This window comes from Paucibacter sp. B51, assembly GCF_027863535.1.
Classification (GTDB): Bacteria; Pseudomonadota; Gammaproteobacteria; order Burkholderiales; family Burkholderiaceae_C; genus Paucibacter_A; species Paucibacter_A aquatilis.
The window spans coordinates 1,955,676-1,982,593 of sequence record NZ_JAPIVN010000001.1 but is presented as its reverse complement, the minus strand read 5'-3'; the positions used below and the strand labels follow the sequence as shown (position 1 = coordinate 1,982,593).

Sequence of the window (26,918 nt, the reverse complement as noted above, 5' to 3'; positions counted from 1 at the left end):
CCAGCCCAGGCTCTGTCTACATTTCCTTGAACAGCTGCAGATAGCTGCGGCTCACGGGCAGGCGCTCGCTGCGGCCTTTCAGCTCAATGTCGGCGGTCTCGTTGTCGCCGCGGGTGACGCGGCGGATCGAGCGCAGATTGACCACCACCGAGCGGTGCACCTGGGCGAACTGCTGCGGGTCCAGCTGCGCGAGCAGGTCCTTCAGCGGCATGCGGATCAAGGCCTCGGCGAGCTGTCCTTCGTCGCGGTAGGCGACCAAGGTGTATTTGCTGTCGCTCTTCAGGTAATCGATGTCATCGACCGGGATCATGCGCAGCGAGGCGCCGACACTGGCGCGCACCCAGCGCAGCGTCTCGGGCTTGGAGTCGAGCTTGAGGCGCTCGGCCAGCTGCGCCAGCAGCGCCTCGGTGTGCACCGCCGGCTGGGCCTGCTGCAGGCGCGCTTTCAGGCGCTCCACCGTTTCGCTCAGGCGGGCTGCGGTGACCGGCTTGACCAGATAGTCGAGCACGCCATGCTGAAACGCCTCCAGGGCATATTGATCAAAGGCGGTGACGAAGACCAGATGCGCCTGCTTGCCGATCTGGCGGGCCACATCGACGCCGCTCAAGCCCGGCATGTGCACATCCAGAAAGCAGATCGTGGGGCGATGCTGCTCGAACAGTTCGAGCGCCTGTCGGCCGTTGCGGGCCTGCGCAACGATCTGCAGCTCGGGCCAGACGGCGGCCAGGCGCGCTTCCAGGATCTCACGCAGGAGCGGTTCGTCGTCGGCAATCAAAGCAGTGGGGGGCATGGCTTGGGCTCGCTGAATTCAATGGTCACTTCCACACCATGGGGCGCCACCTCGCGCAACTCGAGGCTGGCGCTGCCGCCATAGGCCCAGAGCAGGCGTTCGCGCAAGGCCGCCAGGCCGGTGCCCAGGCCGCCGCCGGTGGCTTGCAGGCCCAGGCCGGTGTCGACCACGCGCAGGCGACAGCGGCCGCCGTCCAGCCGCTCCGCATGCACGTCGATGCGGCCGCCCTCCTCGCTCGGGTCGATGCCGTGCTGCACCGCGTTCTCCACCAGCGTCAACAGCGTCATCGGCGGGCAGCGCAGCAGATGCACCCCGGCACCGATGTGCAGCGCAAAGGCCAGGCGGTCCGGCATGCGCATCTGCATCAGCTCCAGATAGGCCCGCACCAGCTCCAGCTCCTGGCCCAGCGTGTTGGCCGAGCCGTCCAGGCGCGGCACGGCGGCGCGCAGATAGTCGGTCAGGCTTTGCAGCAGCTGCGGGGCGCGCGGCGAGCCGGCCTCGACCAGGGCCTGCACATTGGCCAGGGTGTTGAACAGAAAATGCGGTTGCGCTTGAGCGGTGAGCAGGCGCATGCGCGCGTCGAGCGCCTGGCGGGCCAGTTCGCTGCGTTCCAACTCGAAGTCGTTGGCTTGTTTTTCCACTTTTGCCTCCCGTTGGCGCAAGAGGGCGGTCAGCGCGGTCCAAGGTGCCACCAGCATGCCGGAGAGGCTCATCAGCATGAAGCCAAAGAGGCGCTTTTCCTCCTTCCAGAAATCCGGGGCGCCCGCGTCGGTGCCGAGTTTGTAAAAGAGAAACACCGTGACCGGCACCACCAAGCCGACTGCCACCACCTGCAGCGCCCAGCGCGCCAGCCACTCCGGCAATCGGCGTGGCCATTGCTCAGTCAGACCGAAAGCCAGCAGCACAACCAAGCCGGTGCCGAACACCCGCATCGGCAAACGAAAGCTGAAGCTCGCGTAGGTGAGGTTGAGCAAAAGAGTCAGTAGGGTGCAGATGATGATGACGGTGCGCACGCGCCGCCAGCCGAACAGCGCCCGCCAATTGAAGACCGGCGACAGCGGCGCTGCTTCGAAGGGAGTGGTGGGTGACATCACGGCAGAATACTCGAGTGAATGGCTGGCGGCCTTGAGCGGCAATGGCGCGCGGTCGTCAGTGCCAGCGATCAGCGCCAGCGTTGAGCGGGCTTGCGGAAGTAGTGGTGCGCGATGTAACGCCAGGGCAGCACCAGCGGCGTCAGCACCACGCCCATCAAGCAGGCATACAAGTTCGCTGTCACGGCCGGCGTGGCTGCGTCGTTCAGCCACAGCGGGTAGCCGATGACCAAGACCCAGATGGTTTTCCAGGTCAGCTCCCAAATCAGCAGCGGCAACATCTGCAGGGGGTAGCGCAGGCCCAAAAGACAGACAAGTGACACGGCGATCATCAGCGAGCCCAACACACCGTTGCGCTGCGCCCATGGGTCGGTGTGCTGCAACATGCCTGGGCCCCAGGTGACGGCCAGGCCCACCGTGATCAGCACATAGAAGGCGCGCAGCAGGTTCAGGCGCCAGAGGGGGACGTCTTGGTCGGTCATTTTCAGTTCTCCTTCAGCCGAGCTTGGCCAGGCTCTTGCGAGCGTCCTCGACATTGGCCGGGTTGGCACGCTTGTTGGCAATGAAACGCTCGTACGCCGCCTTGGCCTGCGCCTTGTCGCCCTTGGCCAGATAGGCATCGCCGAGGCGGTGATCGACGGGCAGTTCGTCAGCGCCGCCCAGCGTCCTGGCCCGCTCCAGGTAGCGAATCGCCTCGTCTGTCTGGCCCTGCGCGGCCAGCACGCGGGCCAGGCCGTAGTGGCCGCCAGCCTTGCTGGGTTGATCACGCAGCAGGCCCTCGTACAAGCGCCTGGCCTTGTCCAGGTCCTTGCCGTCCTTCAGGAATTGCTGAGCCAGCTGCAGGGTGGCTTCGCGCACTTCGTCCTGCACGGCCGACTCCTTGCTGGGCTTGAGCAGCGCCAACTCGCGCTCCATCTCGTCCCATTTCCTGGCCTCGGCGGCGATGAAGACACGGATCAGCCGCGCCGTTTCGGGCTGGCTGCTGCGCACGGCGGCCTCCAACTCCTTGGCCTTGCTGACGCTGCCGCCCATCATGCCAGGCACCGTCAGGTAGAGCTTGGCCAGTTGCACGCGGCCGGTGAAGCTGCTCGGGTCCAGCTCCAAGCTGCGCATCCAGGACGCCTTCAAGCTGTCCACCATGCGCATGGCCTTGAACATGCCCACGCTGAGCATCTGCTGACCCAGGTTCTGTGCCATCGCGAGATGGCAGACCGCCACATTCGGATGCTGCTCTACACAGAGCCTGGCCTGCTTGGCGCCGGCGTCGAGCCGCTTGGCCTCACCGGCGGCGCTGAGGCTCAGCGCCAAGGACAGGGCGGCGCTGGCCTCAGCGTCGGCCGCATGGGTGCTCAGGCGCGCTTGGGCCAGTTGCTCCAGCTCGCTGTACTTGCCAGCGTCTTGCAGCGCTTCCAGCTGCGCATCCTTGAAGACGGCGGCCTGTGCGCTGCCCAGGGACGCGGCCAGGGCCAGCGTGAGCAAGGAGGCGCGAATCGAGAGGGCTTGGCGTGGCGCCAGGAAATGGATGTTCATATCGGCTGAGACTTCGCTGTTTCGGAGTTCGACGAGCAGCAGGCCGCGGCAACGCTTGCTGCTGCTGCTGGATGCAAGAAGGCGGGGCCATTGTGTTGAGCGACCCAAGCGCCCCGACGGCCGCTCCGACGAGCGACGGGCTGCGGGTTTTCAAGCCCGCTGAGAGGGGATGAATGACGCGAAGCGCCGCTCGGTGGCCGCCGGCGCCACTCGTCGCGGCGGGGCGTCACTCATCCTGGTAGGGGCGTCGCCGATCCCGCATGGCTTGGCCGCGGCTCCGACCTGCCGGCACAGTCGCCCCCTGAACCCATGCGAGCACCTTGTCATGAAAAGAGTTTTGCGTTGGCTGCTGCGAGGCAGCTTGATCCTCCTGGCCCTGCTGCCCCTGCTGGCCGGCCTGCTCGCCTATTTCCTCTACACGCCCGAACCCGAACTGCCGCCGCTGTCCGGCCAATTGAGCCAGGGCACCCTCGACGTGGCCGGCGTCAAACGCAGCTACCGGAGCTATGTGCCCAAAGACCTGCCACCGGGCGCGCCGCTGGTCTTGGTGTTGCACGGCTCGGGCGAGGGCCCGGGTCAGATCCGCGTCGCCACGGGTTACGCCTTCGAGCGCCTGGCCGACCAGCACGGCTTCGCCCTCGTCTACCCCAAATCCTTCGCCTTCGACTGGAACGACTGCAGCCGCATCGGCGACAAGGAGCTGAACGGCGTCAGCAGCGACGATGTGGGCTTTCTGGCCAGCCTGGTGGACCACCTGGTCGCCGAGCTGGCGCTGGACCCGGCGCGCGTGTTTGCGGCCGGCGTGTCCAACGGCGGCTCGATGGTGATGCGCTTGGCGCTCGAGCAGCCGGAGCGCTACAAGGCGGTGGCAGCCGTGGTCGCCAATGTGCCTGCGCCGCAGAACTTCCAGTGCAAGCCGGCGGCGCAAAAGGCCACCTCGGTGATGATCATGAACGGCAGCGAGGACCCGCTGGTTCCCTACGCCGGCGGCGAGATCAATCTGCTGGGCCTGTTCTACCAAGGCGGCCCGGTCATTTCATCGCGCGCATCGGCACAGTTCTTCGCCGATTGGGCGCGTCTGAGCGGCGTGCCCCAGACCCTGGAAACCGTGGTCGCCGGCGGTGTTCGTGTCGAACACAAGCGCTGGAGCCCCGCCCACACGGGCAGCGGCAAGCAGGGCGGCGAAGGCAAGGCCGAGGTGGAACTGGTGACCATTCATGGCGGCGGGCATGGCCTGCCACAGCCCTACGCGCAGCGCCCGCGGCTCTTGGGCCCCTCGCCGATGGCGCCGAACGGCCCGGCCCTGATCTGGGAATTCTTCGCGCGGCAGCACTGACAGACCGATCACCTCAGCCCCTCCTGCCCTCCTCCAAACACCTCAACTGAGCGTTCTTCAAACATGGCCACCCTCTACATCAGCCCCGAGAGCTCCCCCCTGGTCCATGCCGCCGCAGCGGCCTTGTTGTACGCGCATATCGGCGCCGGCAGCCTCGGGATCGCGTCGGGCGCGGCGGCCTTTGTGTTCCGCAAGGGCACGGCGCAGCATCGCTTGATCGGCAAGGTGTTTGTCGCGTCGATGCTGATCATGTCCGGCATCGGCGCCTGCGTGGCGCCCTTCTTGCCCACGCCCGAGCGCGCCTCGCTGATTGCGGGCGTCTTGACCTTCTATCTGGTCTTGAGTTCGTGGCTGGCTGTCAAACGCAAGCCAGGTGAAGTGGGTAGCTTCGAGCACGGCCTCTTGCTGACCTCGCTGGGCATCACCGGCGCGGGTGCCTACTTCTTCTGGCTCGCCATGCAAAGCCCGCGCGGCATGCTGGACGGCCAGCCGGGCGCTGCGTTCGCCCTGTTCGCGATCATCGGCAGCTTGGCGGCGGTGGGGGATTTGCGCCTGATCATCCAGCGCGGCGTCACGGGCGCCACCCGCCTGGCGCGCCATCTCTGGCGCATGACGATCGCCTTGTTCATCGCCGCCAACTCGCTGTTCCTGGGTCAGCCCCAGGTCTTCCCGAAAGCGGTGCAGAAGTCCGGCTTGCTGTTTGTGCCGGCGCTGGTGATCCTGGCATTGCTGCTGTTCTGGCTGGGCCACACGGCCTGGGGCGCGCATCGGCGTCAACGCGCGCGCCGCATGCAGACTGCGTGAGACCCGCGCCGCTTGACCTCAGCTCGGCCTGACGGATCAGGTGAGACACCAACCCTGTGTCGGGAGAACGTGGTTGGCGCGTGCGAACGGGGCGTCGCCCCCCGCCGCTCAGGCCCGCGCCTGACGCAGCCGCCGCTGCATGGCCCAGAACATCAGGCGCTGCAGCGGGTGGCGGTTGCCGAAGGGGCGCCAGGTGCTTGTGAAGTTGTTGCGATAGGCATCGAAGTGCAGGCCGCGCGGAGCGCTCAGCACATCACCACGGCCCAGCAGCAGCTTGACAGCATTGGCACACGCCACCCCGGCCGCCAACTCGATGCCGATGGCGGTGGACGGCACCTTCTTCTCAAACAGATCGACCGTGCGAGCGGTCAGCAGGTAATGCCGCTGCTGCATGGAGGGCGAAACGCCGACGATGAACTTCAACACCTGGTCTTCGAAGCTGTGGCCATCGAGACAGAAGTAGTCCTCGAAGCTCATGCCGCCGGGCAGAAAGGCCAGGAACGCCGTGCCCATGCCCATGGGCGCCGCCGTGATGGCCGGAATGCCCAGGGCACGGCAGCGCGCAAACACCTGGCGACGCAGGGGCAGCGCAAAGATGTCCAGGCTGTCCACATACAGATCGGCGCCCGCCAGGAACTCCTCGAGATTGCCCTCGTTGATGCCACCGGGCAGCTGACGCAACTGCACCTCTGGGTTGATGTCCTGCAGCGTGCGGGCCATAGCGTCCAGCTTCGGCTGACCGATGGTGGACGCAAAGGCACCGGCCTGGCGGTTCATGTTCGGCCAGTCGAAGACATCCAGATCCGACAGCGTGAACTGCCCCACCCCGAGGCGCGCCAGCGTGATCGCATGGCTGCCGCCCACGCCGCCCAGGCCGCCGACGGCCACGCGGCAGCTGCGCAGCCGCTGCTGCTCCGCCTCGCTGAACCAGCCCAAATTGCGCGAGAAGGCCTCGCGGTAGTCGAAAGTGTCTGAGATCACAGCCATAGCCACCTGCCTGTCAAAGTGCGAGCCCACGGGGATCGACCCTGGGCTTGCTCAGAACGGGAGCGTCGAGGCGTGCCGAACGGCGGGCTCAAAGCCCCCCTGCCTGGCATCGCCTGCTAGCGCTCGAACTCTACGGCGTCTGGCCGATTTTGTGCAGCCTGTCTGACACCGGCCGGGCCGAACAGCGCCCTGCCCTTCGTGGCCAAGGCGAGCTGGCGAGTGGCCATAATCCTGCGCGAGACCACCACACCGGATGCGGGGCCCAAGTCGCAGCGCCCCGTCCGCGGCACGCACGCGCCCACGGCGCTGACACCACGTTTGAGCATGCTGAAGAACCCCGAACACGAGCGATTCCAGCTGGGCGAATGGATCGTCGACGCCGCCGGCAACCGCCTGCAACGCGGCGAGGAGACGCGCGCCTTGCGGCACAAGGCCATGGCCTTGCTCGTGCTGTTGGCGCGCCACCCGGGCGAAACCGTCAGCCGCGAGGAGATCGTGGCCCGCATCTGGGACGGCAATCAGTTTGTCGCTCCCAAGGCCATCAACACCGCGGTCTGGACCCTGCGCCAGGCGCTGGGCGACGACCCCGATTCGCCGCGCTATCTGGAGACGGTGGCCAAGAAAGGCTACCGCTTGATCGCACCGGTATCGGCCATCCCCCAGGAGGAGGAAGCCGCCACGGTGGCTGCCCCTTCCGCCTCCATGCCACCCGTCGCAGCGGTCGACCCGGCCCCCGCAATCACCCCACCCACCGGCCCGCGCCACGGCCCGAGGTGGGCGGCTGCCCTGCTTGTCACCAGCCTCGCCGCACTGGGCGGGTGGGCCTGGAGCACCCTGACGGCCAGCAGCAGCAACACCGTCCAGACGCCCGAGACCCCATCGCACTTGCCCCAGGCACAGCCACTGTCCCAAGCCCCGGGGCAGGAGTATCTGGGCCAGCTCTCGCCCGATGGCAGCCAGCTGGCCTTTGCCTGGTGGCAGGGTCAGGGCGTGGGTCGCCTGTACCTGCGAGCGGCGGCCGACGGCGCTGCCGAGGCCCGGGCCATCAGCCCGATCGACGAAGAGGTCAGCGGCCTGGCCTGGGCGCCGGACGGGCAGGCCCTGGCCTATGTGGCCACCCAGTCCAGCGGCAGCTGCACACTCTGGATCTACCGGCTGCCGACGCAGAGCCGGCAGGCGCTGGCCGCTTGCCAGGCCCTGTTCACGCCCAGCCTGGACTGGTCGCCCGACGGCCGCTGGCTGGCCTTCAGCGCCACGGCCGAGGGCGTGGGCGGCCTGTTCCTGATTGCCCCGGATGGCAGCGGCTTGCGCCGCCTGAGCAGCGCGCCGCCTGCCGCCATGGCCGACCACCAGCCCGCCTGGTCGGCCGACAGCCGCCATCTCGCCTTTGCCCGCCAGGACCCGGCCGACGGCAGCCGAGACCTCCATGAGCTGACGCTGGCTTCAGGCGCCCTCACACGCCTCAGCCAGCTCAAGCTTTACGGCTTGCATGGCATCAGCTACCGCGGCCAGGGCCGAGAGCTGGTGTTTTCCGCCACCCAGCAAGACCGCCGGATGCTCTTGCACTGGGATACCGCCCGCGCCAGCGCCCGGCCGCTGGGTCTGGAGGGCAGTGCGCCCAAACGCAATGCCGATGGCAGCATCGTCTATGCCCTGCTGCGGGCGCACACCAGCATTGCCCGCCTGCGCTGGGGCTCGGGCGTGCCGGAGCGCGCCATCAGCTCGGTCGCCAATGACCGCGCCCCCACGGCCGCGGGTCAGGGCCTGGCTTTTGTCTCGAACCGGACCGGCCACCCCGAGATCTGGTGGGCCGACTCGGACTCGGCCCCGCCCCGCCGCCTGACCGCGCTGGAAGGCCTGAGCAGCAGCCCGGCCGTTTCGCCGGACGCGAGCCAGCTGGTCTTCGCCGGCAGCTGCGGGCCCGGCAAGCGCATGGGTTTGTGCCGCCTCGAGCGGGCCGGGACCAAGGTGCAAGCCCTGACGGCCGATGCGGCCGAGTACGGCCGGGCGAGCTGGCACCCTGGGGGGCGGGAGTTCGTCGTCGCCAGCGACCGGGGTGGCAGCTGGCAGCTGTGGCGCTTCCGTGCCGACGGCAGCCAGGCGCCGCAAGCGCTGCGCACCGAGCAGGTCCCTGGCCCCCAGGTGCAGTGGGCCGCCGATGGCCGAAGCCTGGTCTACCAGGCTCGCGCCAGCCAAGGCCTGCGCCTGCGCAGCGCCGAGGGGCAGGAGCGAGACCTGCCGGGGCTGCCGCCGGAAGAAAGCCTGGTGGATTGGCAGCTGAGCCCGGACGGCGCCCTGCTCGTGCTGAGCCGTGGCAGCCGAGAGCGCTTCCGGCGCTTCGAGCTCGGCAAGGGGCGCCAAACGGTCTTGAGCGCTCACCCGCTGGGCACCTTCCCCGAGCTGGCGCGTTTCAGCCTCGCCGCCGACGGCAGCGCCTGGGTGGAGCTGTCCAACACGGCCGTGGCGGATCTGATGCACCTGCGCTGAGGCCCGGCCCGGCTCGCCAGGCCGAGCTTCAGCGCAACTAAATGCTTGTCAGCGTTCAGGAAATATTTTTTAGACATGGATTGGAGCGCGCCGAGCGCGCCGCCGTCTTGCCCGCAGGGCGCGGCTTGGGCCTACTGAGGTGCAGCGCAGCAAAACAGCTCGCAAAGCCACAGACAGGAGACCCCATGAACCGACGACAACTGAACGCCAGCGCCCTGCTCTGGGCCGACAGCGCACTGTGGGGCGCTGCCCGGGCCCAAGCGGCCCCGGGCGCCGAAAGAGGTGCCGAAAAAGGTGCCGAAAGAGAGGCCGCAGCTGGCGAACGCACACGCGGCTGGACCCGCCTGCCCGATATGCCCCTGCCCTTGGCCAAGTTCGGTGTGGCGGTGCTGGGCGGAAAGATCCATGTGCTGGGCGGCTACGACACGCGGCGCAGCGTGCTGGTCTACGACATCGCCAGCCAGCAGTGGAGCCATGGGCCCGAGCTGCCACGCGGCACCGACAACGTCGCCGCCATTGCCCTGGCCGATCGCTTGCTGGCCATCGGCGGCGAAGCTCGCCTGGCCTTGCAGGTGCTGGATGCAGGCCGCGGCCAGTGGAGCCTGGCGGCCGCTCTGCCGCGGGTCAGCTTTGCTTCGGCCGCCACCGTGCTGGAGGGGCAGGTCCATGTGCTGGGGGGCTGGAACTACAACAACCAGAACAGCGCCTCACTGGACAGCCATTCGGTGCTGGACCCGAGCCGCATGCAATGGTCCAGCGCCGCCCCCTTGCCGCTGGCGCGCAATGCCGCCGCCGCCGTGACGCTGGGCGGCCAGCTCTACCTGCTGGGCGGGCGCGCCCCCGGCATACGCGCCCACGACCAGCACAGCCTGGCCCGCATGGATGTCTATTCGCCCGCCGAAGACCGCTGGAGCTCCGCGCCCCCGCTGCCCCGGGCACGCGCCGGCTTGGCCGCCGTAGCCCTGGACGGGCGCCTGTACGCGCTGGGTGGCGAGGGCCCGGGCGGGGAGGTCAGCGCGGCGATGGAGCGCTACGAGCCGAGCCGCCAGACCTGGACCACCCTGGCCGACATGCCTTACCGCAGCCATGGCCTGGGCGCGGTGGCGGCAGGAGGCGCCCTCTACGTGATGGGCGGCTTCGGCCAGCCCTCGGACGCGGTGGGCAGTGAATCGGCCGCCTTCTACCGCTACCGGCCATGAAGCGCCCGCACCCGCACTCACACCCGGCTCTGGGCTGGCTCTTGGCCGCCGCCACCTGCTGCGGGCTCAGCGCCTGTGGCGGAACGCAGCGCCACCCGGAAACCGGGTTGGAGGTGCCGGCGCTGCCCAGCTCCGCGCCGCCGGCCGCCGAGATCTCGGTGCTGATGCTGGGCAACAGCCACACCTCGGCCCAGGCCCTGCCGCAGCAGTTGGAGGGCCTGTTGCGGGCCCGATTTCCCGGCCAATCGGTGGCTGTGGTGGAGGCGCCGAACTGGCTGTTTCTCGACGAGCGCCTGAGCGACCCGCTGAGCCAGAAGCTGCTGAGCAGCCAGCCCTGGCGGGCCGTGGTGCTGCAGGCGCAAAAGTACAGCAGCAGCGGTGCCTACCACTACAGCACCGCAGCCGCCGAGCAATGGGTGCAGGCGGTGCGCCGCCAACAGGCGCTGCCCCTGCTCTTCCCCGAATGGCCGCGGCGCGGCATCGACGAGACCGCTCGGATCTACGAGCTCCATGTGTCCATCGCCCGCAAGCAGCCAGCCTGCGTGGCACCCATCGGCCAAGCCTGGGACCTGGCCCTGCAACGCCATCCCGAGCTGCGCCTGCATGCCAGCGACGGCAACCATTCGGCCGCTGCTGGCGCGCACCTGGCTGCGCTCATGCTCTACGCCACCCTGACCGGCGACTCGGCCCTGGCTCTTCTGCCGCTGCTGCCCGAGCTCCACGGCATCAGCACCGCGCTGCAAACCCAGCTGCGCCAGATTGCGGCCGACACGGCGGCCCGGGTCCCGCCGCGCCAGCATTGCCCGAAGGATGGACCCTTGTAAGCTGCCCCAGCCATTCTGCGGCGGCAAGGAGCCCGCGATGGGTTCGCATCCACCGCAACTCTGAGCCCAGGCCCAGCGGCAGCTCTAGCTCAGCCCGGCCGACCACGTATAGCGCCGCGATAGCAGCGTCTGCCCCACCAGAGGCAAACGCCACAGCTCGGCGTAGCGAGCGACAGAGCCTGCGCGCGGCTTGACGGGGCGGCGAAGAGGGGCCCCTTTCGCCCGTATCCACCGCTTGCGTCCTCAAGCAAGCGGTAGCAAGAGAGGGAACTTGACCGGCGTGTGCAATGCGGGCAGCTCTCCTTGAACGGTCGCCCAGCGTTGTCCAAGTAGAGCTTCAAGTTCTGCGCCCCCATGAAGAACGCAAATGGGTGCGCGGCGCAGACTACACAACGAGGGACTTTTGTCAGCCTGTAAGAACTGACAGTTTGACCCGCGTACGGAAAGATGATTGCGCATCACCGCGGCTCATGCAGGTGTCGCCGAAGATGTCCCGGGCGGCCCTGTCACCACGGTTTCACACCCCCCTGTCACGCTGCCGTCTTTCTTCTGATCGCCCGCGACAGCGCGGCGAGCCCACCCCATGCCTCCAGGCTTTCATCGGCTGATCGCGGCCCAGTTCGCGTCGGCGCTGGCGGACAACGCCTTGCTCATCGTCACGATTGCCCTTTTGGTGGAGCAGGGGTTCCCGGGCTGGTGGGCCCCGCTGCTGAAGTTCGGCTTCACCTTGTCCTATGTGCTGCTGGCGCCCTTCGTGGGGCCGCTGGCGGATGCCGTGCCCAAGGCGCGTCTGATGGCCTGGATGAATGGCGTGAAGATGGTGGGCGTGCTGGGCTTGCTGGCCGGCGTGCACCCGATGGCGGCCTTCACCCTGATCGGCTTTGGCGCGGCGGCGTATGCGCCGGCCAAGTACGGCCTGGTGACCGAGCTGGTACCGGCCCAAGGCCTGGTGCAGGCGAACGGCTGGGTGGAAGTCTCGGTGGTGGGCGCGGCCTTGCTGGGCACGGTGTTGGGTGGGCTGCTGGTCAGCCCCTGGTTGCAGGGATCGGGCCTGTATGCCGCCGCACGTGAGGGTTTGGAAACCCTGGGGCTGACCCAGGCCAGCGGCCTGAGCCTGTCCATCCTGGCGCTGATGGCGGTGTACGGCAGCGCCAGCTGGCTGAACCTGGGGGTGCCGGACAGCGGTGCGCGCTATCCGGCCTGCCACCTCCGCCTGGGCCCCCTGCTGCGCGACTTCAGCGAGGCGAATATGAAGCTCTGGCGCGATGCCGAGGGCGGCCTCTCGCTGGCGGTGACCACCATCTTCTGGGGCTTTGGTGCCACCTTGCAGTTCGCCGTGCTGCGCTGGGCGGCCGATGCCCTGCAGCTGCCACTCAACCAGGCGGCCTACCTGCAAGCGGCCGTGGCCGTGGGCGTGGTGGGCGGCGCGGCAGCGGCCGGGCGCTGGGTACCGCTGCGCGCGGCCAAGAAGATGCTGGGATTTGGCGTGCTGCTAGGCCTGCTGGTGCCGGCCGTGGCCTGGATGCCCTCGCTGGGCCTGGCCCTGCCCTTGCTCGTGGTGGTGGGCGTGGTGGGCGGCTTGCTGGTGGTGCCGCTCAACGCACTCTTGCAGCACCGCGGCTACTGCCTGCTCACGGCCGGTCGTTCGATCGCCGTGCAGGGTTTCAATGAGAACGCCAGCGTGCTGGGCATGCTGGCCCTGTACGCCCTGCTGCTCAAGCTGGAGCTGCCCATCATCACGGTGATGAGCGGATTCGGCCTGAGCATTGCGGCCACCATGGCCTTGCTGTGGCGGCGCGAACGCCGGCGCAGCGGCGCGGAGCGGCGGCGCACCTTGCAAGATCTGCCCGACAGCGCCTTGCTCTGAGCCGGCGCTGCGCGGCCGCTCAGCGCCGCGAATGCAGGTTCACACCGCCGGGCGCTTCTTGCTCGCCTTGGCCAGCAGACCGGCACCCAGACTGCTGGGCACCGTGGCGCGGTGCATGACCGAGTCGAGCACGCCTTCGAAGCGGGCGACGATGGCGCTCCAGTCCAGCTCCGAAGCCGTCTGGCAGGCGGCCGCGCCCATCTGGCGGCGCAGCGCGGCCTGGTCGGCCAGGCTGAGGGCGGCGCGCACGAAAGCGGCCTGGTCGTCCATGGGCACCAGCAGGCCGTTCTCGCCGCTGCGGATCAGCTGGGCGGCGGCGGCGTAATTGAAAGCCACCACGGGCAGGCCGCTGGCCATGGCCTCGGTGGTGACGTTGCCGAAGGTCTCGGTCAGGCTGGGGAAGAGGAAGAGATCGCCCGAGGCATAGTGCGCCGCCAGGTCTTCGCCCTTGCGTTGGCCGGCAAAGATGGCCTGCGGCCAGCGCGCCTGCAGCTCCGCCTGCTGCGGGCCACTGCCCACCACCACCAGGCGGGCACGTGGCTGCTGCTGCGCGATCGCTTCGAAGGCAGCCGTCAGCGCGGCCAGGTTTTTCTCGGGCGCGATGCGGCCCACATAAACCACCACCAGATCATCGTCCGCCACGCCCCACTCGGTGCGCAGCGCGGCGCTGCGGCGGCTGGGCGAGAACTGCTGCGTGTCCACACCGCGCGAGACCACCGTCAGCTGCTTGAAGCCGCCGGCCTCCAGATCGCGCTTGAGCGCTTCGGTCGGCACCATGGTGCACTGGGTGCGGTTATGAAACTTGCGCAGGTAGGCCATGATGGGCTTGTAGAGCCAACCAATGCCGTAGTGCCGGCTGTAGGCATGGAAATTGGTGCGGAAGTCCGAGCACACCGGCAGCTTGAGATGCAGGGCCGCCTGCAGGGCCGACCAACCCAGCGCGCCCTCGGTGGCAATGTGCACCACATCGGGCCGGTTCAGCGACCAGAGCTGGACCAGCGCCTTCTTGGACGGCACGCCCATGCGCAGATTGGGATAGCGCGGGATGGGCAGGCCGCGCATCAGCACCTCGTGGAAACGCACGCTGCGCTCGGCCGCATCGCTGGCGTCCTGGCGCGGGCGGATCAGCTGCACATCGTGGTTGCGACGGTGCAAGCCTTCGACGATGCGGGCCAGTGTCATGGCCACACCATTGACCTCGGGCGGATAGGTCTCCGTCACGAAGGCAATCCGCAGTGACCGCTGGGCAGCGGGATAGTTGTCGACAACGATGCTGTCCGCGCTGGGTGTGGGTTCCATGCAGGGCATCTTGCCTAGGACAGATAACAGTTCAATGACAGTGACCGGCGCGCGCGTCGGCCGATGGGCACGGGGCGGGCGCCGCCTGGTTCCTTCGGCGCGGCCATGGTCACGCAGTTTTCATGCAGCAGCGTCACCATCGCGTCACGCAAGCCGATCGGGGCTGCGCCTGGGCGGCCGGCTCCTTGCTTGGTTGCCTCTTCCCCTTCACCATCACACCGCCGAGGTGACGCGTGCGCCACAACTTCCTGAAGAACCTTGCCCAAGAGCTGCGCGTGCAGCGCTGGGACGACCACCGCTACTACCACCACAGCCGCATCAACCAGAGCCTGCACCTGCTCAGCGCGATCAGCTTTGTGATCTCCTACGGCCTGCTCTTCGTGGACCCAGCCATGGCCGCACTGCTGGCCTGGTGCGTCTCCATGACCAGCCGCCAGGCCGGCCATTTCTTCTTCGAGCCACGCGGCTACGACGAGGTCAATCAGGCCACCGACGAGCACAAGGAAGCGATCAAGATCGGCTACAACATCCGCCGCAAGATCGTGCTGCTGGCCGTCTGGGTGGCGCTGCCGGCCCTGCTGTGGCTGCAGCCCTCGCTGTTCGGCCTGATCGAGCCGGCCACGGATTTCCGCGGCTTCCTGCACGATGTGGGCATCTCCTGGCTGTCGCTGGGTGTGGCCGGTCTGCTGTTCCGCGTGCTGCAGCTCTGGCAGCAGCAAAGCCTGATGACCGGCCTGACCTGGGCCACCAAGATCATCACCGACCCCTTCCACGACATCTGGCTGTATCACAAGGCGCCGCTCTACCTGCTGCGCGGTGAGTTGATCGACCCGATGGACCACGTGCAACACCCGCAAAGCCGCTGACACATCGGCGGAGCAAGCACAGGGCGCCCGAGGGCGCCCTGTTTTGCACTCCGCCGTCGCAGCTCAGAAACGCTGCTGCAGCATCTCTCGCAGCACCGAGCGGCGGATGGCTTTGTTGGTCAGCGCCTCATCCTCCCACCACCAGCCATCGGCCTGCATGGCCTTGCAAGCCTTGACGAAGCGCTGCAGCACTGCCTCGAAATCCGCGTCGCTGTAGTTGAGGCTGAAGATCAGCCGCCCGGTCCCCACCCAGCTGAGAGCCAGACCTTGTTCACGCAAATAGAACTGCAGCATCCAGTTGTAGCGCGAAGGCTGGGTGTAGAACACCGTCCAGACCGATTGCAGGTGAGCAATCTGCACCGGCACATCGGCCACCTGCAGGGCTTCGTTGAAGTGCTGGGCCCGCTGATCCCAGCGCTCATCGGCCTGGGCGTAGATGGCCTTCACCGGCGCACTGTCCAGCCGGTCCAGGAACACCTTCATCGCGCCCATCACATAAGGGTGCGAGTTGAAGGTGCCACGGGCGAAGCAGATGTCGGCCGGGCGCTGCTCGCGGAAACGCTTCATCAGATCACGCCGGCCGCAGACCACGCCGACCGGCAGGCCGCCGCCCAGGGTCTTGCCGTAGGTGACCATGTCGGCGCGCACGCCGAAATACTCCTGCGCGCCGCCGGCGGCCAAGCGGAAGCCCAGGAAGACCTCGTCAAAGATCAGCACGATGCCGCGCTCGGTGCAGACCTCGCGCAAGGCCTTGAGCCAACGGGTGTAGGCCTCGCGGTCGAAGCCGGCGCGGCGGCCGCTGTCCAGCAAGGACGAATCCCCCGGCGCGCCCTGGTTGGGGTGCAGGGCCTGCAGCGGATTGATCAGGACGCAGGCGATGTCGCGGCGCGTGCGCAGCACCTGCAGGCTGCGCGGGTCCAGATCCTCGAGCGTGTAAGTTTCGCGCGGCGGCAGCGGGTTGCCCGGGCCGGGCTGCACATCCTCCCACCAGCCGTGGTACGCGCCGCAGAAGCGCACCAGATGGCGGCGCCCGGTGTGATAGCGGGCCAGGCGCACGGCCTGCATCACCGCCTCGGTGCCGGACATGTGGAAGGACACCTCGTCGAGCTTGGAGATGGCCTTGAGGCGCTCGACGTTCTCAGCCACGCAGGGGTGGTAGGCGCCCAGCACCGGGCCCAGCTTGTGGGTCAGGGCAATGCCCTGGTCCACGCAATCGCGGTAGAAGTCATAGCCAAAGACGTTGACGCCGTAGGAGCCGGTCAGGTCGTAGAAGCGGTTGCCATCCAGGTCTTCCACCATCACGCCGCTCGAGGCCTGCAGAAAGCTGCCGGTCTTGAGATGCTCGCGCAGGTAGGGGCTGTACTGGAAGGGCACGCGGTAGCTGCCGGTGAACTGCAGGTCCGAGATGCCCTCGCGCGCGCGCGCCGTCATGGCGATGCTCTGGGCATAGCGCTCGGCAAACACGCCGCTCAGGCGCTGGAAGCCGACGCGGCGCTGCGCCTGCACCGAATCGGGCGCACCGTCCGAGCCAAAAAAACGGGCCTCGTCGTAGGCGTAGCCGGGAATCCAGCCCGCCAGGCGCTTGGCCATGCGCGAGTGGCCCGCCAGCGAGCGGTGCTTGGCCCGCGACAGCTCGAGGCGCCGCTTGGCCTTCGGCAGGGTCCAGGCCAGAGCGGCCAGAGCCAGGGCCGAGAGAGCAAAAGTTTCATTCATTCAGCGTGCCTACCTTGTCCTCGCCACCCCGGGGTGAGCGAGCTTTGTTGCGCAGACCTCTTGTCTAACAGTCCGAATTGACAGACGCATGAAAAGCAGCCTTCAAGCCCGCACTCGGGCATTTCTCACACCGCGCCTGTGGGTGCAGCGCCTGCTGCAACAGGAAGACCTGAACTTCCTGCTCACCAACCGCATCCCGCGCATCGCCCTGACCCGCTTCATGGGCTGGTTCAGCCAGCTGCGCCAGCCGCTGCTAGCACGCGCCTCGATTGCGGTCTGGCGCCTGTTCACCGATCTGGACCTCAGCGACGCCAAGAAGCAGCGCTTCGACAGCCTGCACGACTGCTTCACCCGCGAGCTGCGCGAGGGTGCGCGCAGCATCGACCCGCGGCCCGAGGTGCTGAGCAGCCCCTGCGACGCCATCGTCGGCGCCTGCGGCCGGGTGGAAGCCGGCCAGGTCTACCAGGCCAAGGGCTTCCCCTACGCGCTGCAGGATCTCTTCGGCCCGACCCAGGACACCCGCGTCTTTGAGGGCGGGCTGTTCCTCACCCTGCGCCTGACCTCGGCCATGTACCACCGCTTCCACGCACCGGCCGATTGCCAGGTCGAGCATGTGACCCACATCGCCGGCGACACCTGGAACGTCAACCCGATCGCGCTCAAGCGGGTCGAGCGCTTGTTCTGCCGCAACGAGCGCGCGGTGCTGCGTTGCCGCCTCGACGATGCCGAGCGCACGCCGATCGCCCTGGTGCCGGTGGCGGCCATCCTGGTGGCCAGCCTGCGCCTGCATTTCCTCGACCTGCTGCTGCATGTGGGCTACCGCGGCGCGAACGAATTGCCCTGCCAGGCGAGCTTCCAGAAGGGCCTGGAAATGGGCTGGTTTCAGCATGGTTCCACCATCCTGGTGTTCGTGCCGCCGGGCTTTCGCCTGTGCGAGGGCATCAGCACCGGACAGCGCCTGCGCATGGGCCAGGCCTTGCTCTGCCGCGCCGACTGAAACTCACCGTATCCATGCGCGATATGCGCACACTCAACAATCAATCCCGAGAAACTGACTCAAGAACTTACGAAACGAACGCCTATCGCACAAGCGAACCCGAGCAATCATGACCAATGGCACTGCCCCTACAAGTAAACCCTAGCAGACCACGGCGGCCGCACGATGAAACACAAGGGCCAAAAGTCACCCAGCAAATCCAAAAGATGCACTAGCGATGCGCCATTCGCCCAAACCTGGGGCAGTTACACGAAGCTCAGGGGTCACACGAAAAGTTTGTCGCAGCAGCCTGACAAGGATTGACCCTCTCAAGCCCCAAGAACCCCACTCCTAGACTGACCTGCGTCGCAGCGCACACCGTGCCAGATGCCGAAGTGATGGCACGGTTTTGCCGCGTTATGGATACCCAACCTCGCAGGAGATTCCCCGTATGTTGAAACAACAACCGAAATTCAGCGCCATCAGCGCTGCTGTCTTCCTGGCTGTGGCCGCATCGGCCCAAGCTCAGGCACCGACCCAGATGGAGCGTGTGGAAGTCACCGGCTCCTCGATCAAGCGCGTGGATTCGGAATCGGCCCTGCCGGTCACCGTGGTCACCAAGGAAGAGATTCGCCGCAGTGGCGTGGCCAGCACGGAAGCCCTGTTGGCTTCGATCGCCTCCATCGCCTCCGCCGGCGGCTTGAATACCGCAGCCGGCGCTGGCAGCTCGACCTACGGCCTGTCGTCCGTGTCGCTGCGCGGCCTGGGCTCGGACCGCACCCTGGTGCTGGTGAACGGCCGCCGTGTGGCGCCTTTCGCTGGCGGTGGCGGCGCCACCGTCAACGTCGCAGCCATCCCGCTGGCCGCGATCGAGCGCGTGGAAGTGCTGAAAGACGGCGCATCGGGCGTGTATGGCTCTGACGCCGTGGCCGGTGTGATCAACTTCATCCTCTCCAAGAGCACGACGGGCGTGGAGTTGAGCGCCACCGCGGGCTCGCCGACTGCCAAGGGCGGCGGCAAGAACAACCGCGCCAGCATCGTGGCCGGCTATGGCGACCTGGACAAGGATCGCTTCAACATCACCGCCTCGGCCAGCCTGGAAAAGGAAACCGCCCTGTTCGGCCGTGATCGCGATTTCGCCAAGACCGGCAATATCGACCCCTACATCGTGTCGGGCGCCACTGGCCACGGCAACATTGAGGGCCCCTACACCCCCGGCAAGGTGGTGAACGGCAAGTGGGTGGAAGGTACCGCCGGTACGGACTTCCTGGGCGGCTCCGGCTACGGCAACCCCCTGGCCCAGGCCGACAAGTGCGCCGACATCAAGATGTTCAAGAACCCGACGGTCAACGGCACCTCCAAGATGCCGTTCTGCGCCTATGACTCGGCCCCCTTCGTGGGCCTGGTTCCCAAGCGCGACCTGACCACCTTGAGCGCCAACCTGACCGTCAAGCTGAACGAGAAGACTGAGCTGTTCGGTGACCTGCTGTACAGCCAAAGCAAGGTGCAGCAACAGTTCCAGCCCAGCCCCATCCGCAACGGCTTCCTGGTCAGCGACGAAGAGTTCGCCAAGCAGGGCGTCGATCCTGTGATGCTGCTGCGCCCCAACAACCCCAACTACAAGATCGCCGCCGACTACCTGACCAAGAACGGTTTCGGCGCTCTGGTGGGCCAGCCCCTGGGCGTGACCGCCCGCGTCTACGACTTCGGTGACCGCACCGAGCTGTCCACCGCCGACCAAAGCCGTTATGTCGTCGGCGTGCGCGGCGAATTCGCTGGCCACGACTATGAGCTGGCAGCCTCGCACAACGAAGGCAAGACCCACGGCAAGGTGACCGACGGCTACTTCTCGCAAGTGGCCTTCGTCAAGGCCGTGAACGCCGAGAACAGCGACTACAACCCCTTCTCCTTGACCCAATCGGAGACCTTCCGCAAGGCCATCGAAGGCGCCAAGTACATCGGTGACACCACGACCTTCAAGTCCAAGGTCGATGTGGTGGAAGCCAAGGTCTCGGGCGATCTGATGGCCCTGCCGGCTGGCTCGCTGATGTACGCTGCGGGCGCCCAGCTGCGCAAGGAAAGCTACTCCAAGTCGCCGTCTCCCGCCATGTTCAGCGGCGACATCGCCGGCCTCGGTGGTGCCACCAAGCCCCTGGACAAGAGCCGCAACGTGAAGGCCGTGTTCGCCGAGTTCAACGCGCCCATCATCAAGACCCTGGAAGCCGGCCTGGCCCTGCGTCACGACAAGTACAACGACGCAGGTTCGACCACCAACTACAAGGTCAATGTGCGCTTCCAGCCCACCAAACAGCTGATGCTGCGCGCCTCGGCAGGCTCGGGCTTCCGGGCTCCGACCCTGGTGGACCTGTGGGATCCGCAGGTGCTGGGCACCAGCGCCCAGTTTGACGATCCGGGCACGGGCGAGAAGAAGATCCAGGTGCCGTCGTTGACCGGCGGCAACCCGCTGCTGAAGCCGGAAAAGTCCACCCAATCGAGCTTCGGTATCGTCGTCTCGCCGATCAAGGACATGACCCTGTCGGCCGACGTGTTCCGCGTCAAGATGACGGACATCCTGTCGCTGGCTTCGGTGCAGGAAATCGTCTCGGGCTTCCGCAAGGGTGATGCCTCCTACGTCAACCTGGTCAAGCTCAACCCCTCGGGCTCGATCAAGCAAGTGGACGTCGTGCAGTCCAACACCGGCAGCGCCGATGTGCAGGGCGTGGACCTGGAAGCCAACTACCGTCTGCGCTTTGAAGGCAGCCGCCTGGACCTGGGCTTCAACGGCACCTACATGACCAAGTTCGACCAGATGAGCCCCGGCGGCGTGATGTCGCACAAGGTCGGCACCATCGTCGACAAGGCCGGCAACCCGGTCCTTGGCGCCGACCAAGGCGGTGTGGTGCTGCGCTGGAAGCACAGCCTGCAAGCCACCTACACCACCGGCAACTGGGCCGGCACCTTGGTGCAGGACTACGCCAGCGGTTACGAAGCCGGCCACGATCTGAACGACAAGCCGCACTTCATGCCCAGCATGGCTCTGTACAACGCCAGCGTCAGCTACAGCGGCTTCAAGAACCTGCGTCTGACCCTGGGTGCACGCAATGTGTTCGACAAGAAGCCCGCTGTGTTCACTCCGGCATCGAACCAGTTCCAAACGGGCTACGACGTGACCCAGTACGACCCGCGCGGCCGCTTCGTCTACGTGACGGCTGGCTACAAGTTCTGATCCTCACCGTCAGCAACTAGCCTCCAAAAGGCCCCTTCGGGGGCCTTTTTTCATGGCGCGCCAGGCCCTAGACTGCCCCAAAGCCCAGCCCGCATGCCGAAACTCCCGGCAGACAGGTGCCAGGCTCCGGGAGGTTCTCTCATTCATGAAGCCCGCCTCGCGCTTTGAACGCCGAGTTCCGCTGGCCTTTGCCGCAGCTGCCGTGGTCGTGCTGAGCCTGATGCTTCAGGCCTGGCGGATCGCGGGTCAGGCGGCCGATGCGGCACAAGAGCTCGGCCACAGCCAGTCGGTGCTGGCCGATCTGGCACGCGTGCGTGCCGAGACCGCCCAGGTCGAGCTGCACACCCTGGCCTATCGCAGCAGCGGCGACAGCGCCCGGCTGCAGGAGCGCGATCAGGCACTGGCTCGGCGCGAGACGCTGCTCGAGCGCCTGCACCTTCAGAATGCCGAGCACGCCGCGCAGCAGGCACGCTGGCAGCAACTGCGCGAGGTGGTGAACGAGCGCATCGCCTTGTCCCGCCAAATCGAAGCCCGCATGAAGCAGGACGGCCCCGCCGCGGCCCAAGCCCTGGTCGCCCGATCCAGCCTCGCGGAAACCCGGCGCCGCGCTGTACGCTTGCTGGGGGATATGGAGGCCGCGGAACGCGAGCAGTTGGCCGCGCGCGAGCGGACCCACGAAGCGCTGCGCGCGCAGTTGCTTGCCTCGGTGGCTACGCTGAGCTTGGTCTTGCTGGGTCTGCTCGGCGGCAGCTTCCACCTGCTGCGCCGCGAACTGCGTGACCACGAGGCGCGTCGCCTGGCCCTGGCGGACAGCGAAGAGAGCCTGGCCTGCCTCTGGCAGTCCATGGCCGATGCAGTGCTGGCCACCGACACCGAAGGTCGGGTCACACGGATGAACGCGGTGGCCGAACAACTCTGCGGCTGGCCTGTCAACCAAGCGCTTCGCCGACCCGTGCGCGAGTTGCTCCCCCTGATCGAACAAGACAGCCGCCTGCCGCTGGAAATCCCCTTGGCCTTGGTGATGACAGGCGGGGGCACTCACAGCGTGGGCCAGGCGCCCCTGCTTTGCCCGCGCGAAGGCGGCGAACGGCCGGTGAGCCTGCACCTCAGCCCCATCCGCGATGGCAATGGCCGGGTGCGCGGATTGATCCTCGTGTTGCGTGAGGACGAACGGGCGCGCCTCGCCCGTCAACAAGCCTTGGATCAACGCGCGGAACTGGAGCGTCAGGCCCAGGAGCACAGCCAGCGCCTGCACGACAGCGAGCAGCATCTGCGCAGCATCCTGGGCCATGTGCCGGCGCTGATCGCCTTCATCGACACGGAGCTTCGTTTCGTCTACGCCAACAAGCGCTACTGTGAGAGCTTCGCCCCCGATCTGGACGAGCTGGCCGGATTGGAGCTCAAGGCCGTGCTGGGCGAGGCGGGTTTCGCCAGCGTCGCGCCCCTGGTCCAGCGCGCACTGCTGGGCGCGGCACAAGAGCTCGATTGGCAGCCCAGCCCCGAGCGCTGGCAGGCCTTGCGCTACCTGCCGCGCTTCAACGAGCAAGGCCGTGTCGATGGCTGCTATGTGCTGGGCGTTGACATCACCGAGCGCCATGAGGCCCGCCAAGCCTTGCTGTACAGCCAGCAACAGCTGGCCCGGGTGATCGAGGGCTCGGACCAGGGCTACTGGGAATGGGATTTGCGCAGCAACCATTTCCAGGTCAGTGCGCGCTGGGAGACCATGCTGGGCTACCAGCGCGGTGAGATGCAGGTGGCCCCCGAAAACTGGTCCCAACTGGTTCACCCCGAGGACCTGCCGCGCGCACTCGAATCGATCCAGCGCCACCTGAACGGCGAGATTGCCACCCACGAGTTCGAGATTCGAGTGCGCACCAAAGCCGGCGAATGGCACTGGATCCTGACCCGCGGCGGCGTGGTCCAGCGCGGCGCCGACGGCACGCCTTGGATCATGTCCGGCACCCACACCGACATCCATGAGCGCAAGCTTCTGGAGCTGGCGCAGCGCGAGGCGCGCGTGGTGTTCGAGAACTGCTACGAGGGCATCATGGTGACCCAGGCCGACGGCCTGATCACCAAGGTCAATCCGGCCTTCAGCCGCATCACCGGCTACAGCCAGGAGGAGGTGCTCGGCCAGTCACCGCGGGTGCTGTCTTCGGGTCGGCATGAGGCGAGCTTTTTCCAGGACTTCTGGCAATCGCTGAAGGAACAGGACTTCTGGCGCGGCGAGATCTGGAACCGCCGCAAGGACGGCGACCTGTTCGCGGCCTTGCAATCGGTCTCGGTCGTACGCGACCGCCAGGGACGCGTCAGCGACTATGTCAGCGTCTTCACCGACATCAGCCAGCTCAAGGCCCACGAAGCCGAGCTGAACCGGGTGGCCAATTTCGACCCCCTGACCCTGCTGCCCAACCGCCGCCTGCTGTCCGACCGGCTCAATCAGGCCATCCACCGCGCTGACCGCAGCGGCCGCATGACTGCCGTGTGCTTCCTGGATCTCGATGGCTTCAAGGCCATCAACGACCAGCATGGCCATGCCGCCGGCGACGAGCTGCTGATCGGCGTGGCCCACAACCTCAAACAGGTGCTGCGGGTCGATGACACCCTGGCCCGGCTCGGTGGCGATGAGTTCGTCATCCTCTTGACCGAGCTGGACAGCCCCGAGGAATGCGCCCTGGTGCTGGAGCGCCTGCTGCGCTCGGTGCAGGCGCCGGTGTCGGTAGAGGGCCGTGAGCTCAGCATCTCGGCCAGCGTCGGTGTCAGCCTCTATCCTCTGGACCACGCCGATCCGGACACCTTGATGCGCCATGCGGATCAGGCCATGTACCTGGCCAAACAAACCGGGAGAAATCGCTACCAGCTTTTCGACACCGAGATCGACCGCGCTGCCCGCCAACACCGAGAGCAACTGGCCCGCCTGCAACAGGCTTTGCAGCAAGACGAGTTCTGCTTGTTCTACCAACCCAAGGTCGATCTGCGCCACGGCGCGGTGGTGGGCGTGGAGGCCCTGCTTCGCTGGCAGCACCCTGAGCGCGGCCTGTTGCCGCCGGGCGAGTTCCTGGGCCAGGTGCATGGTGGCGAGTTGGAGCGCCCGCTGGGCGAATGGGTCATGGAGGCGGCCCTGAATCAGCTCGAAACCTGGGCAAACCAGGGCATGGACCTGCCCATCAGCATCAATATCAGCGCCACCCACCTGCTGCAGCCGGGCTTCAGCGAGCATCTGGCGGACAGCCTGGCGCGCCACCCGCGGGTGGCGCCGGCACGGCTGGAGCTGGAGGTGCTGGAAACCTCGGCCCTGGGCGAGATGCAACAGGCGGTGGCGGTGCTGGAGCGCTGCATGGCCTTGGGCGTGCAGTTCGCGCTCGACGATTTCGGCACCGGCTACTCCTCCCTCACCTACCTGCGCAAGCTGCCCGTGGCCACGCTCAAGATCGACCAGAGCTTTGTGCGCGACATGCTGGTCGACCCCGACGACCTCAGCATCGTCAAGGGCGTGATCGAACTGGCGCACGCCTTCCACCGCGAGGTGATCGCCGAAGGCGTGGAAAGCCTGGAGCATGGCGCCCGCCTGCACGCCATGGGCTGCCACCAGGTCCAGGGCTACGGCATCGCCCGGCCCATGCCGGCCGAGGCGCTGCCGGCCTGGCGCGCCCAGTGGCAGGCCGGGCAGGCCTGGTTGCACCTGGGCTCGGACTGAGCGGCACCGCCCCCGCTTTTCTTGCCTCGCCCCCTCTTGAAAGCCCGAGGGCCACCCCTATAATCCTCCTGCTAGCACTCACCAAGGTCGAGTGCTAACGAACTCCAAAACCGGCCCAGGCCGGTGCGCGAGTCCAGGTTTTACCCCCATGACGGTGTGAACGGCCCGGCCGCCACACCCGATCAAGCCCCGAAAATCTCAAGGAGATGTGATGAAACTGCGTCCTCTGCACGATCGCGTGATCGTTAAGCGCCTCGAACAAGAAACCAAGACCGCTTCGGGCATCGTCATTCCTGACGCCGCTGCTGAGAAGCCGGATCAAGGCGAAGTGCTGGCCGTCGGCGCCGGCAAGCGCAATGACAAGGGCGACCTGATTGCTCTGAACGTGAAGGTCGGTGACCGCGTTCTGTTCGGCAAGTACTCGGGCCAGACCGTCAAGGTCGACGGCGATGAGCTGCTGGTGATGCGCGAAGAAGATCTGTTTGCGGTTGTCGAGAAGTAATTCTTCGCCCGACCCGCAACAAGTTCTGACCCTTTTCTAAGAATTCGGAGAAATACACATGGCAGCAAAAGACGTGATCTTTGGCGGCGAAGCTCGTGCTCGCATGGTTGAAGGCGTGAACATCCTGGCCAATGCGGTCAAGGTGACCCTGGGCCCCAAGGGCCGCAACGTGGTGCTCGAGCGCTCCTACGGCGCCCCCACCGTGACCAAGGACGGTGTGTCCGTGGCCAAGGAAATCGAGCTGAAGGACAAGCTGCAGAACATGGGCGCGCAGATGGTCAAGGAAGTGGCTTCCAAGACCAGCGACAACGCCGGTGACGGCACCACCACCGCCACCGTGCTGGCCCAAGCCATCGTGCGCGAAGGCATGAAGTACGTGGCCGCCGGCATGAACCCGATGGACCTGAAGCGCGGCATCGACAAGGCCGTCACGGCCCTGGTCGCCGAGCTGAAGGCCGCTTCGAAGGCCACCACCACCTCCAAGGAAATCGCGCAAGTCGGCACCATCTCGGCCAACAGCGACGCTGACGTCGGCCAGATCATCGCCAACGCGATGGACAAGGTCGGCAAGGAAGGCGTGATCACCGTTGAAGACGGCAAGAGCCTGAACAACGAGCTGGACGTCGTCGAAGGCATGCAATTCGACCGCGGCTACCTGTCGCCCTACTTCATCAACAACCCCGAGAAGCAAGCCGCGCTGCTGGACAACCCCTTCGTCCTGCTGTTCGACAAGAAGATCTCGAACATCCGAGACCTGCTGCCCACGCTGGAGCAAGTGGCCAAGGCTGGCCGTCCGCTGCTGATCATTGCTGAAGAAGTCGAAGGCGAAGCCCTGGCGACCCTGGTGGTCAACACCATCCGCGGCATCCTGAAGGTCGTGGCCGTCAAGGCGCCTGGCTTCGGCGACCGCCGCAAGGCCATGCTGGAAGACATCGCCATCCTGACCGGCGGCAAGGTCATCGCCGAAGAAGTCGGCCTGACCCTGGAGAAGGTCACCCTGGCCGATCTGGGCCAAGCCAAGCGCGTCGAAGTGGGCAAGGAAAACACCACCATCATCGATGGCGCCGGTGCTGCTGCCGACATCGAAGCCCGCGTCAAGCAAGTGCGCATCCAAATCGAAGAAGCGACCAGCGACTACGACCGTGAAAAGCTGCAAGAGCGCGTGGCCAAGCTGGCCGGCGGTGTGGCCGTGATCAAGGTCGGCGCTGCCACCGAAGTCGAAATGAAGGAAAAGAAGGCTCGCGTGGAAGACGCCCTGCACGCCACCCGCGCTGCCGTGGAAGAAGGCATCGTGGCCGGCGGTGGCGTGGCCCTGCTGCGCGCCAAGCAAGCTGCTGGCGAGATCAAGGGCGACAACGCCGATCAAGACGCCGGCATCAAGCTGGTGCTGAAGGCCATTGAAGCCCCGCTGCGCGAGATCGTCTACAACGCCGGTGGCGAAGCCTCCGTCGTCGTCAACGCCGTGCTGGCCGGCAAGGGCAACTACGGCTTCAATGCCGCCAACGACACCTATGGCGACATGATCGAAATGGGCATCCTGGACCCGACCAAGGTGACCCGCACCGCGCTGCAAAACGCCGCTTCGGTCGCTTCGCTGATGCTGACGACCGAGTGCATGGTCGCCGAAACGCCGAAGGAAGAAGCTGCCGGCGGCGGCATGCCTGGCGGCATGGGCGGCATGGGTGGCATGGGCGATATGGGCATGTAATGCCTGCCCGGCAGGC

19 protein-coding genes are annotated in these 26,918 nt (G+C 66.8%); 12 read left to right on the top strand and 7 right to left on the bottom strand.

What is annotated here, in order from left to right; genetic code table 11:
* Positions 1 to 16: 16 nt before the first annotated feature.
* From OOB33_RS08380 to OOB33_RS08365, 4 genes are all read right to left on the bottom strand, one after another.
* Positions 17 to 790 (bottom strand): LytR/AlgR family response regulator transcription factor, encoded by a 774-nt coding sequence (locus OOB33_RS08380; protein ID WP_271008345.1) that lies wholly within the window; start codon positions 788 to 790, stop codon positions 17 to 19.
* Positions 772 to 1,881 carry a sensor histidine kinase gene (locus OOB33_RS08375; RefSeq protein ID WP_271008344.1) on the bottom strand — a complete coding sequence of 370 codons (1,110 nt, stop codon included), beginning with the start codon at positions 1,879 to 1,881 and terminating at the stop codon, positions 772 to 774. Before OOB33_RS08375 ends, OOB33_RS08380 begins: the two co-directional genes overlap by 19 nt.
* Positions 1,882 to 1,952: 71 nt before the next feature.
* The gene (locus OOB33_RS08370) at positions 1,953 to 2,363 is read right to left on the bottom strand and encodes a hypothetical protein (RefSeq protein ID WP_102768018.1); all 411 of its coding nucleotides are present in this window, start codon (positions 2,361 to 2,363) and stop codon (positions 1,953 to 1,955) included.
* A 13-nt stretch (positions 2,364 to 2,376) separates the two neighbouring features.
* On the bottom strand, positions 2,377 to 3,411 hold the full coding sequence (locus OOB33_RS08365; RefSeq protein WP_271008343.1) for a tetratricopeptide repeat protein: 1,035 nt from the start codon (positions 3,409 to 3,411) through the stop codon (positions 2,377 to 2,379).
* A 325-nt stretch (positions 3,412 to 3,736) separates the two neighbouring features.
* Here OOB33_RS08365 and OOB33_RS08360 point away from each other — a divergent pair, with 325 nt between their 5' ends.
* Together OOB33_RS08360 and OOB33_RS08355 are read left to right on the top strand one after the other, a co-directional pair.
* Positions 3,737 to 4,747 (top strand): alpha/beta hydrolase family esterase, encoded by a 1,011-nt coding sequence (locus OOB33_RS08360; protein ID WP_271008342.1) that lies wholly within the window; start codon positions 3,737 to 3,739, stop codon positions 4,745 to 4,747.
* Positions 4,748 to 4,810: 63 nt separating this feature from the next.
* A complete protein-coding gene (locus OOB33_RS08355; protein WP_271008341.1) occupies positions 4,811 to 5,551 on the top strand; it encodes a hypothetical protein in 741 nt (246 codons plus the stop codon).
* 108 nt (positions 5,552 to 5,659) lie between these two features.
* Here OOB33_RS08355 and OOB33_RS08350 read toward each other — a convergent pair whose 3' ends face one another.
* Positions 5,660 to 6,538: a ThiF family adenylyltransferase gene (locus OOB33_RS08350; RefSeq protein WP_333780321.1), complete on the bottom strand. Its 879-nt coding sequence runs from the start codon at positions 6,536 to 6,538 to the stop codon at positions 5,660 to 5,662.
* Positions 6,539 to 6,757: 219 nt separating this feature from the next.
* On the opposite strand from OOB33_RS08350, the gene OOB33_RS08345 reads away from it, so the two are divergent.
* From OOB33_RS08345 to lplT, 4 genes are all read left to right on the top strand, one after another.
* Positions 6,758 to 9,025: a winged helix-turn-helix domain-containing protein gene (locus OOB33_RS08345; protein ID WP_271008340.1), complete on the top strand. Its 2,268-nt coding sequence runs from the start codon at positions 6,758 to 6,760 to the stop codon at positions 9,023 to 9,025.
* Between the two features lie 185 nt (positions 9,026 to 9,210).
* Complete coding sequence (locus OOB33_RS08340; protein WP_271008339.1) at positions 9,211 to 10,224, top strand: Kelch repeat-containing protein; 1,014 nt, start codon at positions 9,211 to 9,213, stop codon at positions 10,222 to 10,224.
* Positions 10,221 to 11,048, top strand: a complete 828-nt coding sequence (locus OOB33_RS08335) for a hypothetical protein (protein WP_102768026.1) — start codon at positions 10,221 to 10,223, stop codon at positions 11,046 to 11,048. The genes OOB33_RS08340 and OOB33_RS08335 overlap by 4 nt, the downstream gene beginning before the upstream one ends.
* 583 nt (positions 11,049 to 11,631) lie before the next feature.
* Positions 11,632 to 12,915, top strand: coding sequence for a lysophospholipid transporter LplT (gene lplT / locus OOB33_RS08330; RefSeq protein WP_102768027.1), 1,284 nt, complete (start codon positions 11,632 to 11,634; stop codon positions 12,913 to 12,915).
* Positions 12,916 to 12,954: 39 nt separating this feature from the next.
* Here the strand turns inward: lplT and OOB33_RS08325 are convergent, their stop codons facing one another.
* A complete protein-coding gene (locus OOB33_RS08325; RefSeq protein WP_102768028.1) occupies positions 12,955 to 14,214 on the bottom strand; it encodes a glycosyltransferase family 4 protein in 1,260 nt (419 codons plus the stop codon).
* Positions 14,215 to 14,447: 233 nt separating this feature from the next.
* On the opposite strand from OOB33_RS08325, the gene OOB33_RS08320 reads away from it, so the two are divergent.
* A complete protein-coding gene (locus OOB33_RS08320) occupies positions 14,448 to 15,080 on the top strand; it encodes a hypothetical protein (RefSeq protein ID WP_271008338.1) in 633 nt (210 codons plus the stop codon).
* 63 nt (positions 15,081 to 15,143) lie between these two features.
* Here the strand turns inward: OOB33_RS08320 and OOB33_RS08315 are convergent, their stop codons facing one another.
* Positions 15,144 to 16,793 carry an aminotransferase class III-fold pyridoxal phosphate-dependent enzyme gene (locus OOB33_RS08315; RefSeq protein WP_271008337.1) on the bottom strand — a complete coding sequence of 550 codons (1,650 nt, stop codon included), beginning with the start codon at positions 16,791 to 16,793 and terminating at the stop codon, positions 15,144 to 15,146.
* An 88-nt stretch (positions 16,794 to 16,881) separates the two neighbouring features.
* Here OOB33_RS08315 and asd point away from each other — a divergent pair, with 88 nt between their 5' ends.
* The 5 genes from asd to groL all read left to right on the top strand — a co-directional run bounded on the left by asd (position 16,882) and on the right by groL (position 26,902).
* On the top strand, positions 16,882 to 17,790 hold the full coding sequence (asd, locus tag OOB33_RS08310; RefSeq protein WP_271008336.1) for an archaetidylserine decarboxylase: 909 nt from the start codon (positions 16,882 to 16,884) through the stop codon (positions 17,788 to 17,790).
* 430 nt (positions 17,791 to 18,220) lie between these two features.
* Positions 18,221 to 20,995 carry a TonB-dependent receptor gene (locus tag OOB33_RS08305; RefSeq protein WP_171827518.1) on the top strand — a complete coding sequence of 925 codons (2,775 nt, stop codon included), beginning with the start codon at positions 18,221 to 18,223 and terminating at the stop codon, positions 20,993 to 20,995.
* Between the two features lie 145 nt (positions 20,996 to 21,140).
* Positions 21,141 to 24,692 (top strand): EAL domain-containing protein, encoded by a 3,552-nt coding sequence (locus OOB33_RS08300; protein WP_271008335.1) that lies wholly within the window; start codon positions 21,141 to 21,143, stop codon positions 24,690 to 24,692.
* A gap of 211 nt (positions 24,693 to 24,903) precedes the next feature.
* Entirely contained in the window at positions 24,904 to 25,194 is a 291-nt protein-coding gene (gene groES / locus OOB33_RS08295; protein ID WP_102768033.1) for a co-chaperone GroES, read from the top strand.
* A 58-nt stretch (positions 25,195 to 25,252) separates the two neighbouring features.
* Complete coding sequence (gene groL / locus OOB33_RS08290) at positions 25,253 to 26,902, top strand: chaperonin GroEL (RefSeq protein WP_171827516.1); 1,650 nt, start codon at positions 25,253 to 25,255, stop codon at positions 26,900 to 26,902.
* Positions 26,903 to 26,918: the final 16 nt, after the last annotated feature.